This is a genomic window from Seleniivibrio sp. (assembly GCF_021209385.1).
GTDB lineage: Bacteria > Chrysiogenota > Deferribacteres > Deferribacterales > Geovibrionaceae > Seleniivibrio.
In genome coordinates, this window is record NZ_JAJOIL010000002.1 from 1 (window position 1) to 15,118 (window position 15,118).

The window sequence follows — 15,118 nt, forward strand, 5'->3', positions numbered from 1 at the left end:
TTTTGTTATCCATGATAGATAAAATCAATATTCACTATAGTATATATTCAAACGGTATTATGTAATTATAATATATAAAAGATTAATGGAGAGTTTAAAAAGCGTTGAGAGGCTTTTATAAAGTAAAACATAGGCATGTTAAAACAATAATTTTGCTGGAATATCCATAATAATGTTATATAATTAATCATAATAATCGGGGACGATTATATGGAGGTTAATTATATGAGAAAAGCGATTACATCTGCTCTGTTTACCATGTTATTCGCTTTCGGTGCTATGTTCGCATACGCCGAGGATCTCAACCTTACTATCCCGCTGCCCCTCACGGGTACGCAGGCGAAGTTCGGTGACATCCAGAAAAGGTCTTATGAAATGGCCGCCGCCGAAATAAACGCGAAAGGCGGTATCAAAGGTAAAACCCTGGTTCTGAAATTTGAGGATTCGGGTGCAAAGCCTGAGGTTGCCAGAGGTATCGTCGAAAAGCTCATCGACGTTCAGAAGCAGCCAATAATTATCGGTGAATATACATCCGCATGTGCAAAAGCGGTCGCTGCAGTCAGCGAAGAACGCAAAACACCATATATGGTGGTTGTGTCCGGTGCTGATGATATAACTCAGCAGAATTACAAATACGTTTTCAGACTAAACTCCCCCAACGCAAACTATGCCGACGGTCTTCTGGGATTTATGAAAGAGGCTGTTAAACCCAAAACTATCGCCATCCTCCATGAGAGCTCCGATTTCGGTACATCCGGTGCGGACGAAATGGCAAAACACGCAGAAGCGCTTGGCATCAAAGTGCTTCTGAAAGAGAAATATGAAAAGGGAGCAGTTGACTTCAAACCCATTCTGACAAAAGTGAAATCTCTCAGACCCGACGTGGTTTATATGGTTTCATATGTTATGGATGCGGCGCTTCTTATGAGGCAGATAAAAGAACTCAGACTTGACGCTAACCTCTTTGCAGGCGGCGCGGCAGGGTTTGCTATCCCTGAATTTGTGGACAATGCAAAAGATGCTTCCGAATATGTAGTTACCTCAACTCTTTGGAGCCCGCAGGTCAAATACAAAGGTTCAAAAGAGTACGCCGAAAAGTATAAAAAAATGTATGGCGACTATCCTTCATACCACGGTGCGGCTGCATACGGAGCGCTTTTCGTTGCGAAAGACGCTCTTGAGCGTGCGAAAACGTGGACGCCCAACGATATCCGCGACGCTCTGAAAGCAACAAAAATGCAGACTGCGTTCGGTAACGTTCAGTTCGTTGACAAGAACGGATATCAGAACCAGAACTTCATCCCCACTTTGGCGCTTCAGGTCATCAAGGGTCAGCACGAAACTATCTGGCCGAAGAATATGGCAAGCGCAAAATATCTCTATCCCATGCCTAAGTGGAGACAGAGGAAGTAATCATTATACTGAGGCTCCCTTCGTCTTGCGGAGGGAGCTTTTTGTTTATGCAATTTACTTTGATAATAAATGACACGACGTCATTTTGTTAAAAATAAAATAAGACACAGGAAGTGTCTCACGGAGAATGTTTTCAGCCGATTTATGGATGAAAACATGCGCAGTGTGAGCAAAGCGAAGTTTGACTGAGCTTTGCGTTAGTAACAAAATGACACGAGGTCATTTTGTTAAAAATATAATAAAGGAGCTTCTGGTGGTTCAACTTGAGGTCTTTCTACAAACAATGGTTTCGGGGCTTCTCCTTGGCGGACTGTATGCTCTTATAGGTCTCGGAATGACGCTCATCATGGGCGTTATGAAGATAATAAACCTTGCCCACGGCGAGCTGATGATGGTGGCGATGTACATCGCATACTGGCTTTTCACGCTTCTCGGTGTAGACCCGTATGTTGCTGTGTTCATAGCGTCGCCGGCTCTGTTCATTCTGGGCGTACTGATACAGAAATATCTGATAACTCCCGTCATAAAGGTGGAATCCATTCTGCCGGAGAATCAGGTAATTCTGACAGTGGGCATAGGCATGGTTCTGGCGAGCCTTGCTACCGTATTTTTCAAGTCCGATTACCGTTCAACTCCGGTGGAGTATGCATCGGTGACATGGTATCTGTCTGATTTCTGGCAGAGCAGCCCAATAGAACTTTCGATTTCGCTTCTGTGGGCGGTTTCGTTTATTTTCTCAATACTTATCACCCTTGCGCTGTGGTTTTTCCTCAGCCGCACGGACATTGGCAAGCAGATTCGAGCCACATCACAGGACAGCGACGCGGCGATTCTGATGGGGATAAACGTTAACAGAGTGAGGGCTTTCAGCTTCGGTCTCGGTTCCGCAATCGTTGCGGCGGCGGGCTGTCTGTTCATCCCGCTTTACTATCTGTACCCCGCATTGGGAGGACAGTTTACGCTTATTGCTTTCGTAATAACAATTCTCGGAGGTCTCGGCTCAAACATCGGCGCCATCATCGGCGGTCTGATACTGGGCGTTTTCGAGTCACTTACATCCACATACATAGGCATGGGCTGGGCGCCTGTGGGCAGGTTTGCGATATTCATCGCTGCGCTTGTCTTTCTTCCGGGCGGCATAGCATCACTCCTTAGAAGCCGGAGGTTAGGGAAATGAAAAAATATTATCCTTTCATAACTCTGGCATTGCTTCTGGTTCTGCCGATGCTGGGATTCAGCACCTATGTGATGCATATTTTCATACTGCTTCTCATGTGGGCGACAATAGGCATGGCCTGGAACCTGCTTTCCGGTTATTGCGGACAGGTTTCGTTCGGTCATGCGGCATTTTTCGGTATCGGAGCTTATACGGCGGGCATACTGTATAGCAAAGCAGGCGTTTCGCCTTGGTTCGGTCTGCCGCTGAGCGTATTTGTTGTGGGCGTGTTTGCCTTTATCATAGGTCTGATAGTGCTGAGGCTTCGCGGTCCTTTCTTTGCCCTTGCAACGCTGGCATCAGGTGAGGTGTTCAGAGTAAGTGCTGAGAATATGGAATGGCTCACCAGCGGAACTCTCGGAATCATGCTTCAGAAGAGGCTTTGGGTAAGCAAGGAACCGTATTATTACATCATCCTTGCCATCGCAGTTACAACTTTCATACTGATGAAATATCTGGTGGCTTCAAAGCTTGGTTACTTCTTCGTGGCGATACGCGAAGATCAGGACGCGGCGGAGTCAATGGGGATAAATACCACGCTTTACAAGACGATAGCGCTGGTTGTCAGCGGTATGATAACGGGTGTGGCTGGTGCTTTTTATATGAACTATATGGGTTACATAGACCCCCACATAGTCTTCGCTCTTCATGACGTATCTATTATCACTATCATGATTGTTATGGTGGGCGGCGTGGCGACCCAGTGGGGACCATTCGTAGGTGCCGTGATAATGGTAATGCTGCAGGAGGCGGTACGTTCGATAGGCAGTCTGGGCGCTTTGCATCAGGCTATATTCGGACTTCTGCTGATCTTCATAATCATCTTCCTGCCCAATGGTATCGTTGGCGATTTCCGTAAGATCAAACGGTTCTTTGGTCTTGGGAGGGTGAGAGCATGAGCATTTTACAGGTTAAGGAAGTGTCAAAGTTTTTCGGCGGTCTGGCGGCGGTTTCGGGTGTCAGCTTTGACGTGAACGAGAACGAGATACTGGGAATCATCGGACCCAACGGAGCGGGCAAGACCACCCTGTTCAACGTTATAAACGGTTTTTATAAGCCTTCTAAAGGCGAAATAATTCTTAACGGCAAATCCATAGGCGGCAAAAAGCCCCATGAGATATGCAAGGCGGGCATGGCGCGTACTTTCCAGATAGTGCGTCCGCTTCGCAGGCTGAGTGTTTTCGACAATGTTCTTGCGTCCGCATTTCTGCGTGCAAAGAGCAAGGCGGAAGCGGAGGAAATAGCTACGGAAGTTTTAAAGTTCACAGATCTTTACGAGGACAGAGACATCCTTTCCAAAGGTCTGCCGCTGGGTAAACGCAAACGTCTTGAGATAGCGCGGGCGCTCGCCACCAGACCGAAACTCCTGCTTCTGGATGAATCTTTCGCGGGACTTAACCCTGCGGAGCTTGACAAGTCCATTGAGATTATAAGGAACATAAAAAAGAGCGGCATCACGGTAATGATCATCGAACACCACATGAAGGTCATTATGTCCATATCCGACAGGATTGTGGTGCTGACATACGGACAGAAGATAGCCGAGGGAACGCCCGACGAAATAAGGCACAACCAGCAGGTTATCGAAGCGTATCTGGGGGAGGCGTAAGATGCTTGAAGTTAAGAACATTGACGTATTTTACAGCGACCTTCAGGTTATATTCGATGTGTCGTTCGGTGTGAACACAGGCGAGGTCGTTGCGCTCATCGGTGCGAACGGAGCGGGGAAATCCACTATACTGCGGACGATATCCGGTCTTGTTCCACCGGCTAATGGCGATATAGTCTTTGACGGGCATGTGATCAACAAACTGCACAACTACAGCCTTATTGAGCTTGGCCTTGTGCACGTGCCGGAAGCCCGCAGGCTTTTTCCTGAAATGACAGTTGAGGAGAATCTCGACATAGGTTCTCTGCGGGGTCAGGCAAAGAAAGACAGAAAGGTGAATAAGGACAGGATATTCGAGCTGTTTCCGCGCCTTCTGGAAAGACGCAGACAGCTTGCCGGAACACTTTCCGGCGGCGAACAGCAGATGCTTGCCATCGGCAGGGGGCTTATGTCTTTGCCGAAACTCATGATGCTGGACGAACCCTCTCTGGGGCTTGCGCCAATACTGGTTAAAGAGGTGTTCCGCGTTATTGAGCAGGTGCGCTCGGAGGGTATGACGGTGCTTATCGTTGAGCAGAACGTAAAGCAGACCCTCGCGATCGCGGACAGGGCGTATGTTCTTGAGAACGGAAAAATCGTTATGAGCGGAAAAGCGGCGGATCTTGCCAACGACGAACACGTCAAAGCCGCATATCTCGGCGTATAGGAGCGGAGGTGGAATATGTATGTTAAAGACTGGATGACTCACACGGTTCACACAGTTGATATAAAAGATGGTGTCGTGGCGGCAGTGAGACTTATGCATGCCATGGACATAAAACATGTCCCTGTAATGGATCACGGCAAAGTGATAGGTCTTGTTTCCGACAGGATGCTGAAAGAGTATCTCCCGTCCAAAGGTACCAGCCTTGACGTTTTTGAGCTGAATTATCTGCTTGAGAACACGAAGATATCCGAACTTCTGAAACACGAGGTTATTGTCTGTCCTCCTCAGCTTCCCATTGAGGAGGCGGCTATGGAGATGCTTGACAAAGGCATCGGGTGTCTGCCCGTTGTTCAGGACGGGGTGCTTGTGGGCATCATATCCGACAAAGACATCTTTAAGGCTATGGTGGACATAACAGGTGGAAACAAGAGGGGATACAGGATAACGTTCGTTCTTGAAGACCGCTCCGGAAGTATCAAAGAGGCGGCAAATATAGTCAGGGCGCACGGGTTCGGTATCGAGAGCATACTCAGCGGACACGTCGCCACCGACGGTATGAGAAAGGTAGTTATACGTTCCAGAGGAAAAGGGGACGGAGAGGCTATGTGCAAGGAAGTGATGGAGAAGTATCCCGACGCGGAGATATTATTTCGCGGATGATATTGGCTTTGTTAGATTTCTCCTAGGAATGCTCGTATCCTGCCGCCAAATTAATGTAGTGCAACTTAAAAGCCCCGCTTTTTTACTGTCCGAAAAATGGGAGACAGTTCAATTTGCGGGGCTTTCTTATTGACTTTAATCTATAACCATGTATAACCTTGTGTATGGTGGTTATATGAAAGAATATTATACCCTTACAGAAGTTGCTGATTTACTCGGTGTTTCAAAAGAAACATTAAGACGCTGGGATAATTCAAGAAAACTTGTTGCCGTTCGACATCCAATTAATAATTACAGAGTTTTTCATAAAAGTGAACTAAAAAAATTTGAACAATTGGGTTTTATGTTTAATGAAGCGGCAAATAATGAACGCGAACCTCTCAGAAAATATACATCCATAGAACTTTTTGCCGGAGCAGGGGGGCTGGCTTTAGGTCTGGAAAAAGCAGGACTTGAATGTGCCATGCTTAACGAGATAGATCATTGGGCATGTGAGACATTGAAAAAAAACAGACCAAACTGGAATGTTATTGAAGATGATATTGCAAATTTAGATTTTATGCATTTTAAATCCAAAATAGATGTTGTTACTGGTGGATTTCCTTGCCAGGCTTTTAGCTATGCAGGGAAAAAACTCGGCTTAAATGACACCAGGGGGACGCTTTTTTATGAATTTGCCAGGGCAGTTAATGAAATTCAACCTCCAATATTTATGGCTGAAAATGTTCGTGGACTTCTTACTCATGATGATGGTAAAACATTAAATGGTATTTTATCTGTATTTGAAGAGATAGGATACAAAGTAATAGAGCCAAAAATCCTTAAAGCTATTTTTTACAAAGTACCACAAAAACGAGAGCGTTTAATCATTGTTGGTGTTAGAAAAGATATAAATGTTCCGTTTTATTTTCCTAACCCTCATTCTGAATTGTATACTCTTAAAGATGCTTTATTAGCTGGCAGATTATACGATACGGAAGTCCCAAAATCAGATGGAATGAAATATCCTTTAAAGAAACTTAACATAATGGAACATGTGCCGGAAGGCGGATATTGGAGAGATTTACCTATTGAACTTCAAAAAGAATATATGATGAAAAGTTATTATCTTGGAGGCGGTAAAACAGGAATGGCTCGTCGAATGTCATGGGACGAACCTTGTTTAACTCTCACATGTAGCCCATGTCAAAAACAAACAGAACGTTGCCACCCATCAGAAACTCGCCCTTTCACAGTGAGAGAGTATGCCAGGATACAGACATTTCCTGATGATTGGACGTTTGCTGGTTCATTGGCTCAACAATATAAGCAAATAGGCAATGCTGTACCTGTTAATATGGCAAAAGAACTTGGGTATTCTATTATTGATTTTTTAAACAGATACTCAGCTATTTCCAATATGAATCATTTAGATTCTGTGCAATCTCTGACGCAAGTTTATTGACAGCTTCTTCAAGTGCTATTGTTCCGTTTGTTTCACACGCAATTTCGCCGAATGCCGTTATGAGGTCATAATAGAAGTTTTGAAACCCTGTCAGGCGATACCAGAAATCCTGTCCTATATGGATATTATAGTCTATGGAAACTTTTTTATAATGGGCATTAAGTTGTTTCATCTTTCCATATGTTATACCAACGACCATGTCTCCTGGTAGTATTTGCAAATTATTAGTTCTAGCCCTGTTTTGCAAACTTTTAAAGTGTTGTTTAATCGGTTCCACATCTCCTTTATTAATGGTATCCGGTCCGGCTTTTAATTGACAATACTTTTTGCGTTTGTCGATTTGGTCGACAAATTCTATGTCTATACCATCTATTGCGCTTCCATAACCATCAAGTACCTCGGCACAGAATTTATTCTGAATATTAGTGCCGAAAGATGTCGTAAAAGATGTTCCCAGTATTCTGGGGTACAAAAGAGCTTTGGCAATACTTTCTGGTGATTCATTTCCAGTTAGAAAATTTGCAAGATATCTGTATGTAAAAGGATTTATATTTAATTCAGGTAAATTGGCAGCCTTTTTAAGATTTGATAAATGATTTTCAGCTATGTATTTCCTAAAGAAGCTCTTTGCTTTATCTAAAAGACCCACGACCGTATTATTGTCCATACTTCACCTTTCTGTTTTCATATTAACAAGAAAAAAGCATAAGTGTAAATTTATTTATGCTTTATAAAAGTGCCTCTTTCGATCTCGTCAAACGCGAGCCTCAATTCGTCCTGCGTGTTCATGACAATAGGTCCGCCCCACGCAACAGGTTCTTTCAGCGGTTTTCCGGCTATAAGAATGAAGCGTCCGCCTTTTTCCGAATGTGCAGTGAAGGTGTCTCCTTCCGTAAAGAGAATCGCCTGTTTTGCCTTCTCTTCTTTGCTTTCGCCGAAGGAACATTCGCCTGAGATTGTATAGACAAAAAGATTGTCGTCAGAGTTGGTTGCCATTTCCCATTTCTGTCCCGCCTTAACGGTTACGTCGAGAAACGTCACGGGGATATGTTCACCTCTGATACCGCCTTTCTGTCCGTCATATTCGCCAGTTACTATGGCGACCGATGCCTTATCGCTTTCAACTTTCGTAACAAGGTCGGGTGTTATGTCACGATAGGCAGGTTCAGTCATTTTCTTTTCGGCTGCAAGGTTTACCCAGAGCTGAAGACCCAACATTCTGGGCGAAGGCTTCGGCATCTCCTGATGCAGTATACCGCTGCCCGCTGTCATCCACTGGCAGGAACCGGATGTTATAACGCCTTTGTTGCCAATGCTGTCCTGATGTTCTATTTTTCCCTCGATAAGGTATGTAACAGTTTCTATGCCTCTGTGGGGGTGCATCGGGAATCCTTTAACATAGTCGTCGGGGTTCACCGAATCGAATGCATCCAGAAGCAGGAACGGATCGAAATCAACAACGTTTGATCTGCTTAAAACGCGTACCAGATGCACACCTGCGCCGTCCACAGCGGGTCTTCCGGTCACTATAGATTTTACCTGTCTGACTTTCATGCCGTCCTCCTATAATAAAATAGTATCAAATGTCTTTCTTTGCGTAAAGCTCCTTGGGTTCCGTGAGCAGGTATAGAAACGCCAGAACCGGCATTGCAAAACCTGTCCACATTGCGGCATAAAATCCGTATGACGCATAGACGTATCCGCCCAATGCAGAACCTGCCGCGCCGCCTGCAAAAAATGCGCCCATGTAAACGCCGTTTACGCGGCTTCTGTACTGCGCACCCAGAGAAAATATGACCCTCTGACCCATTACCTGACTTGCGATAGCTCCGAAGTCCAGCACAACGGCGCATGCCGCAAGGAGCAGAACTTCTGCCATGCCCTGTCCCCCTGCAAAATGCGGAAGGAGCAGACCGAATCCCGCTGTGATTATTGCCATGGCGGATTTAAACTGCGTAACGCCCTTGTCAGCTATTCTGCCCGCTATGGGTGCCGCTATTACTCCTGCCGCGCCGACCAGACCGAATATTGCTATGTGTCCCTGCGTCATGCCGTAAGCGTCGCTCATGAAATACATGGGTGCAACTGTCCAGAAGAGGCTGAAAGCACAGAACAGCGATGCCTGATACAAAGCTCTGCGTCTGAGAACGGGCATTGTCACGAACATCTTACCCATAGAAGCAAGCAGGGCGCCGTAGCCCATTGAAGCCTGCGGTCTGCGTTCCGGCATCATCTTAAACAGAACAGCCATCAGCAGAGTCAGAACAGCCGCCGATATAATGAAGATGTAATGCCACGAGGAAAATTCTGTGACGATGCTGGCGAACGGTCTGGCGAGCATCACGCCCAGCAGAAGCCCGCTCATGACATATCCCACGACGCGCCCCTGAATCTCCTGTGGAGCTATGCTTGCGGCATAGGGGATGATTATCTGCACGGCTACGGAGCCTATGCCTATAATAAACGAAGCGGCTATAAATTGTGCAGAGTTCTGCGAGAATGCCGCGCTCAGAAGGGAGATTATCCCAAGTGCGGTTATTGCTATAATAAGCCGTCTGTTCTCAAACATATCCCCGGTGGGTACAACGAACAGAAGTCCAAGTCCGTAACCCGCCTGAGACATGGTAACGAGCAATCCCGCGGCGGCTGGAGCCATGTTAAGGTCTTTTGATATAAGAGCCACAAGGGGCTGAGCATAGTAGAGGTTAGCCACTATGAGACCGCATGATGCGGCGAGAAGCATCACTATGGATGCGGAAAATGTCTTTTTTATCACTTTTACCACCAATAAATTAGTTTGTTCCGGTTCGTATCTCTCTGGATTCGCTGGCAGGTGTTCTGCCAAAGAGTTTTTTAAAATCCCTGCTGAATTGCGACGGGCTGGCATATCCCACCCTGCCGGATGCGTCGCTGGCGTTCATCCCGTCTTGTATCATCATCAGGCGCGCCTTGTGCAGACGGATGCTTTTCAGATATTGCAGGGGCGAGGTTGATGTTACCGCTTTAAAATTATGATGGAATGCCGAAAGGCTCATGTTCGCTTCGCATGCCAGAGCTTCCATAGAGAAATCGCTGTCAAAGTCTTCCTGCATGCGGCGCAGAACCTTTGCTATCTGGCTGAAGTTGCTGTGGCGCACAGCAAGCGCGCGCAGAGCTGCACCCTGTTTTGTGCATAAGATGCGGTAAATAATCTCCCGCACTATCTGGGGTCCGAGGATACGGCAGTCCTTTTCGTTTGATATGCATCTGAGAAGTCTTATTGTGGCGTCGGTCATCTCTTGTGTAAGCTCTGACGAGAAAGCACCCGCAAAGCTCTGCTGATAGGAGATTTCCGAATCCATATCCAGAAGCAGTTCTCCTACAGTTGTCGGGTCGACCTTGATGGATATGCCAAGAAGCGGTTCCTCCCACGATGCAAAGGTTTCACACTCCAGAGGAAGCGGCACTGACATCACAAGAAAGTGGTTTGGATCGTAATGCAGAATTTCTTCACCCATATAGACCCTTTTGCTCCCCTGCGCCAGAATGAAGATGTTCGGCTCATAAACCAGCGGTGTTTTGCGTACGGAAACGTCACTTCTTATGAGGCGCACTCCGTTAACGGGAGAAAAAATTACGCCTGGCTTTTGCATATATTGTTTCAGAAGTTCTGCCATTGTGTTCAGCATTTTTACCTCCGTAGATATCAATAGATCAATCTGATGCATTATTCCAGTCTTTTGCAGAAACAGGCAAGAAAAAGGCAGGAATGAGTATTGAAGATGATATTATAAAGTATATTCTGACATCAGAGGTTTTTTATTACGGAGGTTTCAGGATGCTTTACAGAAAAATGCCTAAAACGGGAGACGAACTCTCAATTCTCGGGTTCGGGTGTATGCGTCTTCCCATGAAGGACGGACAGATAGACGAAGAGCGTGCGCAGGCACAGCTTCGCGGTGCTATAGACAAAGGTGTGAACTATGTGGATACCGCATGGCCGTATCACTTTGGCGCCAGCGAACCTTTTGTGGGCAGAGCGCTTAAGGACGGATACAGAGACAAAGTGTTCCTTGCTACAAAACTTCCATGCTGGCTTGTGAAAACACCCGATGATATGGAAAGATATCTGACAGCACAGCTTGAACGCCTTGAAACTGACCACATCGACTATTATCTGATGCACAGCCTCGGCTGGGACACATGGAAAAAAATGCTGGAAATGGGCGTTACAGGCTTTATGGACAAAATAAAAGCCGACGGACGCGTGCGTAGGGTGGGTTTTTCTTTCCACAGCGCACCGGACGAGTTTGAACCAATCGTGGATTCATACGATTTCGATTTCTGTCAGATACAGTTCAACTACCTTGACAGGGATTTTCAGGCAGGTCTTTCAGGTCTTAAATACGCCGCATCAAAGAACATTGGAATCATTGTTATGGAACCGCTGCGCGGCGGAAGCCTCGGCAGTGCGGAACAGCCGGAGGCTGTTAAAGCTGTGTTCGACAGCGCCGATGTAAAACGCACTCCCGTTGAATGGGCGCTTCGCTGGGTGTGGAACTATCCCGAAGTCGGCGTGATACTTTCAGGTATGAACGAGGAAGCTCACATCGACGAGAACATAAGAATAGCATCCGAGGCTGAACCTTTTTCTCTTACGGCGAAAGAGCTTGAGATAATGGACAAGGCGGAGGCGGAGTTCAAAAAACTTATCAAAGTGAACTGCACCGCCTGCGAATACTGCCTGCCATGTCCGGCGGGTGTAAAAATTCCGGTATGTTTCGAGCATTACAACAACATGTTCATATTCAACGACCCCAACGGTGCCATGTTCCGCTATGCGATACAGACAGGCGAAGGGTTTGCGGAGCATCCCAATACGGGCTTTGCATCCCAGTGTGTGGAATGCGGTGAGTGTGTAGAGAAATGCCCGCAGGGTATAGACATTCCTACTGAGCTTGCAGAAGTTGTCAAGGTGATGGAAGCGGGCGATTTTCAGGGCAGGGTGGCAGGCGTAAGAGCCTTTGCCCGCCGCGGACTTTAAAAACAATGTACACAGGCGGAGGTTTTCCTCCGCCTTTTTTTGTCCGGTATTGACATCTGCCGCCTATGGGTGCAGACTGGCAGATATTTTTTTATTGAAGGCTTGCCGTGTATAATCTGTTACAGGTTTTTGTGCTGAAATCATCTGCTATCGTGATGGAGGCTCTTCCGTTCATACTTCTGGGGTCTCTTGTCTCCTCTCTCATACATGTCTACGTTTCGGAAGAAACCGTTGTGAAATCAGTGCCGAAAGGCGTTTTCCGCCAGATAATCTCCGGTATTTTTCTCGCTCTTTTTATTCCGTCGTGCGAATGCGGCATAGTGCCGATAGTCCGCAGACTGAATGCGAAAGGGGTTCCGGCTCCGATGTCTGCGGCATATATGGTGGCTTCGCCAGTCATAAACCCTGTGGTGATGGTGGCTACCTATGCCGGCTTTAAAGGAAATGCAGAAATGACGCTCATGCGTATTCTGATAAGTATCCTCGCGGCTTTTGCAATCGGTTTTCTGTTCTCCCGCATGAAGGATCCTTTTTATGCTGTGAAAACTGAAACCCACGCGCACGGTTGTTCATGCGGATGCCACGATGAAAAGGGCGGTTTTGGAAACATAATTAACCATGCAAAGGACGATTTTGTCCAGACGCTTGTTTATCTGACAATCGGCGCTTTTTTTGCGGGAGCTTTCCATGTGCTGATGCCTGAAAGCGTCATGAACTCCATCAGCGGACACGGTGCCGCAGCAATTGCCATTATGATGGTGTTTGCGGTTCTGCTCTCCGTATGTTCAGAGGCGGATTCTTTCGTCGCGTCGTCGTTTGTGCATTTTTCTCCCGCGTCAATGCTGGGGTTTGTGAATTTCGGTCCTATATTTGATCTTAAGCTGGTTTTTATGTACAGGGCTGTTATGTCAAACCGCACTATGAGCAAAATGGTGCTCACAGCAGCGGCAGTTGTGTATATTGCGTGCCTGCTTATTGATATTGCAGGATTCGGGGTGTGATGATGTTGAGAAGGCTCGAAGGCATACTGATTGCTGTTTACGGATGTTTTCTGCTGTTTCTGATGTTCAGCGGCAGATACAGCCTTTATATGAATCCGAAATACATGTGGCTGACCTTCCTTTCCGCCGTGATGCTCCTTGTCTACGGAGTGCATGGAACGGTTTATCCGCCCCATCGTGCGAGGATTTTTTATACTTTAGTGATAGGGCTTCTGCTGGCGCTTATGCTTGGCGTTCCCGCACGGGAACTCGGTGCAGGCGACATGCTGTTTTCCCCATTCTGAGGATGCTATGAAATACATCACCACTGTCATAACCGTTATAATGGTCATAGTGCTTGCGTTTTCCGTCTTTTACAACAGACAGAAAAAAGAGGTGCAGGCGTTTGAGGATAAGTATATAAAACTCAACCTTGCAGAGCTTTATATGATACTCAACGACGATAAAATGTCAAAAATGCACGGCATGGACTACGTTTTCAGAGGACGGGTATATCTGGACAGCGCGCTTGAAAAAGAGGGCTATTTCGGAGTGCTTCGGGTCGCCATGGTTTGCTGTGCGGCGGACACTATCGCCGCAGGATTCCGTATCCCTGCCAAATATCTGCCGGAAGGTACCGAAAACGGCGCATGGGTTAAGGTATACGGAAAAGCGAAAAGGATAGGCAAAGATAAAGAGGGCGAGACGGTTCTTGGCGATAAATCTTCCAGAACCATGTCGGGTTCGCCGATATCGGTTACCGTGAGGAACGATTTTATATTTGTTCCTGATAAGATAGAAAAGATAGAACGCCCTGACGACGGCTATATGTATAAATGGAACGAGTCGGGACCTTATAATTACTGAAGCATTGGTATTGTTACCTGTACACTCGCGGGGTATTATGTATAAATACGCCATGAGGTTGCGATATATGAGAAAAATCCTTGTCTGCGCCGCTGTTGCCGCCCTTTTGGGGTGCGCGCCCAAAGTCAGCACGTCCGTGCTTATGCCGTCCGATGCCGACGGAATATCTTCATATAGAAACGTTGCCGTTCTGCCGTTTTCCGGCAGTTATGGGAAACAGCTTACGCCTTCTGCGGAGAACGTGCTTGTTACGACAGAGGTCAGAGGCGTCAGGTATTTTAACGTAGCGGACAGACAGAATCTCAACAGGGTGATTTCCGAACAGAAACTTCAGGTTTCGGGAGTGACAGACGAGAACACGGCGGTCAAGCTCGGAAGGCTGGTTGGTGTTCAGGGTATCTTCACCGGAACAGCCGACATTACGTCCGACAGGTCGAACTATACGGAAAGGCGCACAAAATGCGGCGCAACGAACAGCAAAGGCAAATGCACGTCATATTACGATTATAATGTAACCTGTACAAAGAAGAAGGTGCTGGTCACATTTATTCCCAAACTCATAGACGTTTCCACTGCACAGGTGGTCTATTCCGAAAAGATAACAGGTGCTGCCGAAGACAATAGGTGTCAGGACAGCGGTTCGCCGCTGATGTCCGATGCAGATCTCATAAAATCAGCGGAAAATTCCGCTATGTACGAATTCCGCAGACAGATAGCGCCCTACAGTGCAGACGTAAAGCTTACTCTTTTAACGAGTAAAAGCGGACTGGACGGCGACGGCAAAGATATGCTGAAATCCGCGCAGAAGTTTGCAGAGGCGGGCAGACTGGACAGAGCCTGTGCTATCTGGACAGACGGCATGGCTAAATATCCTAAGTCACCTTCCTTCATCTTCAATATTGGGGTTTGCCGCGAGACCGAAGCGAAATATGAAGAGGCTCTTGAACTTTATATGAAAGCCGACGCGCAGACCGACGAACCGGACAAGGTTATAGGCGAAGCCATGGACAGGGTCAGACAGCGCATCGCAGACAAAGACAGGCTTAAAAAACAGCTTTAAAACAGAAGCGGAGCTTCTGCTCCGCTCTGACTGATGACAAAGTCAGGAAAATGCGAGATCGCGTCGTCGCTTTATTCGACAAATAGTTTAAAGTGGACTCATTTCAGCAAGCTCGGTACAGAAACATTTGCAAAAATAGG

At 46.7% G+C, this 15,118-nt stretch carries 16 protein-coding genes; 12 read left to right on the top strand and 4 right to left on the bottom strand.

Annotated elements, in window-relative coordinates:
• Positions 1–225: 225 nt before the first annotated feature.
• The 7 genes from LRY47_RS00965 (at position 226) to dcm (ending at position 7,048) form a co-directional block, all read left to right on the top strand.
• On the top strand, positions 226–1,413 hold the full coding sequence (locus LRY47_RS00965; RefSeq protein WP_295221588.1) for an ABC transporter substrate-binding protein: 1,188 nt from the start codon (positions 226–228) through the stop codon (positions 1,411–1,413).
• A 253-nt stretch (positions 1,414–1,666) separates the two neighbouring features.
• Positions 1,667–2,590, top strand: a complete 924-nt coding sequence (locus LRY47_RS00970) for a branched-chain amino acid ABC transporter permease (RefSeq protein WP_295221590.1) — start codon at positions 1,667–1,669, stop codon at positions 2,588–2,590.
• Positions 2,587–3,528, top strand: a complete 942-nt coding sequence (locus LRY47_RS00975; protein ID WP_295221591.1) for a branched-chain amino acid ABC transporter permease — start codon at positions 2,587–2,589, stop codon at positions 3,526–3,528. Before LRY47_RS00970 ends, LRY47_RS00975 begins: the two co-directional genes overlap by 4 nt.
• Positions 3,525–4,238, top strand: coding sequence for an ABC transporter ATP-binding protein (locus LRY47_RS00980; protein WP_295221593.1), 714 nt, complete (start codon positions 3,525–3,527; stop codon positions 4,236–4,238). Before LRY47_RS00975 ends, LRY47_RS00980 begins: the two co-directional genes overlap by 4 nt.
• Before the next feature lies 1 nt (position 4,239).
• Positions 4,240–4,944 (top strand): ABC transporter ATP-binding protein, encoded by a 705-nt coding sequence (locus tag LRY47_RS00985; RefSeq protein WP_295221594.1) that lies wholly within the window; start codon positions 4,240–4,242, stop codon positions 4,942–4,944.
• A gap of 15 nt (positions 4,945–4,959) precedes the next feature.
• Positions 4,960–5,604 carry a CBS and ACT domain-containing protein gene (locus LRY47_RS00990; RefSeq protein WP_295221595.1) on the top strand — a complete coding sequence of 215 codons (645 nt, stop codon included), beginning with the start codon at positions 4,960–4,962 and terminating at the stop codon, positions 5,602–5,604.
• Between the two features lie 175 nt (positions 5,605–5,779).
• Positions 5,780–7,048, top strand: a complete 1,269-nt coding sequence (dcm, locus tag LRY47_RS00995) for a DNA (cytosine-5-)-methyltransferase (protein ID WP_295221596.1) — start codon at positions 5,780–5,782, stop codon at positions 7,046–7,048.
• Here dcm and LRY47_RS01000 read toward each other — a convergent pair.
• The 4 genes from LRY47_RS01000 to LRY47_RS01015 are packed head-to-tail and all read right to left on the bottom strand — an operon-like array spanning position 6,993 to position 10,716.
• Entirely contained in the window at positions 6,993–7,715 is a 723-nt protein-coding gene (locus LRY47_RS01000; protein WP_295221598.1) for a PmeII family type II restriction endonuclease, read from the bottom strand. The genes dcm and LRY47_RS01000 overlap by 56 nt on opposite strands.
• Positions 7,716–7,765: 50 nt before the next feature.
• Positions 7,766–8,602 carry a pirin family protein gene (locus tag LRY47_RS01005; protein WP_295221601.1) on the bottom strand — a complete coding sequence of 279 codons (837 nt, stop codon included), beginning with the start codon at positions 8,600–8,602 and terminating at the stop codon, positions 7,766–7,768.
• A gap of 25 nt (positions 8,603–8,627) precedes the next feature.
• Entirely contained in the window at positions 8,628–9,824 is a 1,197-nt protein-coding gene (locus LRY47_RS01010) for an MFS transporter (RefSeq protein WP_295221605.1), read from the bottom strand.
• 16 nt (positions 9,825–9,840) lie between these two features.
• Complete coding sequence (locus LRY47_RS01015; RefSeq protein WP_295221607.1) at positions 9,841–10,716, bottom strand: AraC family transcriptional regulator; 876 nt, start codon at positions 10,714–10,716, stop codon at positions 9,841–9,843.
• 149 nt (positions 10,717–10,865) lie between these two features.
• On the opposite strand from LRY47_RS01015, the gene LRY47_RS01020 reads away from it, so the two are divergent.
• From LRY47_RS01020 to LRY47_RS01040, 5 genes are all read left to right on the top strand, one after another.
• Positions 10,866–12,071 carry an aldo/keto reductase gene (locus LRY47_RS01020; RefSeq protein WP_295221610.1) on the top strand — a complete coding sequence of 402 codons (1,206 nt, stop codon included), beginning with the start codon at positions 10,866–10,868 and terminating at the stop codon, positions 12,069–12,071.
• 107 nt (positions 12,072–12,178) lie between these two features.
• Positions 12,179–13,072, top strand: coding sequence for a permease (locus tag LRY47_RS01025; protein ID WP_295221611.1), 894 nt, complete (start codon positions 12,179–12,181; stop codon positions 13,070–13,072).
• Between the two features lie 2 nt (positions 13,073–13,074).
• Positions 13,075–13,356, top strand: coding sequence for a hypothetical protein (locus LRY47_RS01030; protein ID WP_295221614.1), 282 nt, complete (start codon positions 13,075–13,077; stop codon positions 13,354–13,356).
• Positions 13,357–13,363: 7 nt separating this feature from the next.
• Positions 13,364–13,918 carry a hypothetical protein gene (locus tag LRY47_RS01035; protein WP_295221617.1) on the top strand — a complete coding sequence of 185 codons (555 nt, stop codon included), beginning with the start codon at positions 13,364–13,366 and terminating at the stop codon, positions 13,916–13,918.
• Positions 13,919–13,985: 67 nt separating this feature from the next.
• Positions 13,986–14,978, top strand: a complete 993-nt coding sequence (locus LRY47_RS01040; RefSeq protein ID WP_295221620.1) for a CsgG/HfaB family protein — start codon at positions 13,986–13,988, stop codon at positions 14,976–14,978.
• Positions 14,979–15,118 lie beyond the last annotated feature (140 nt).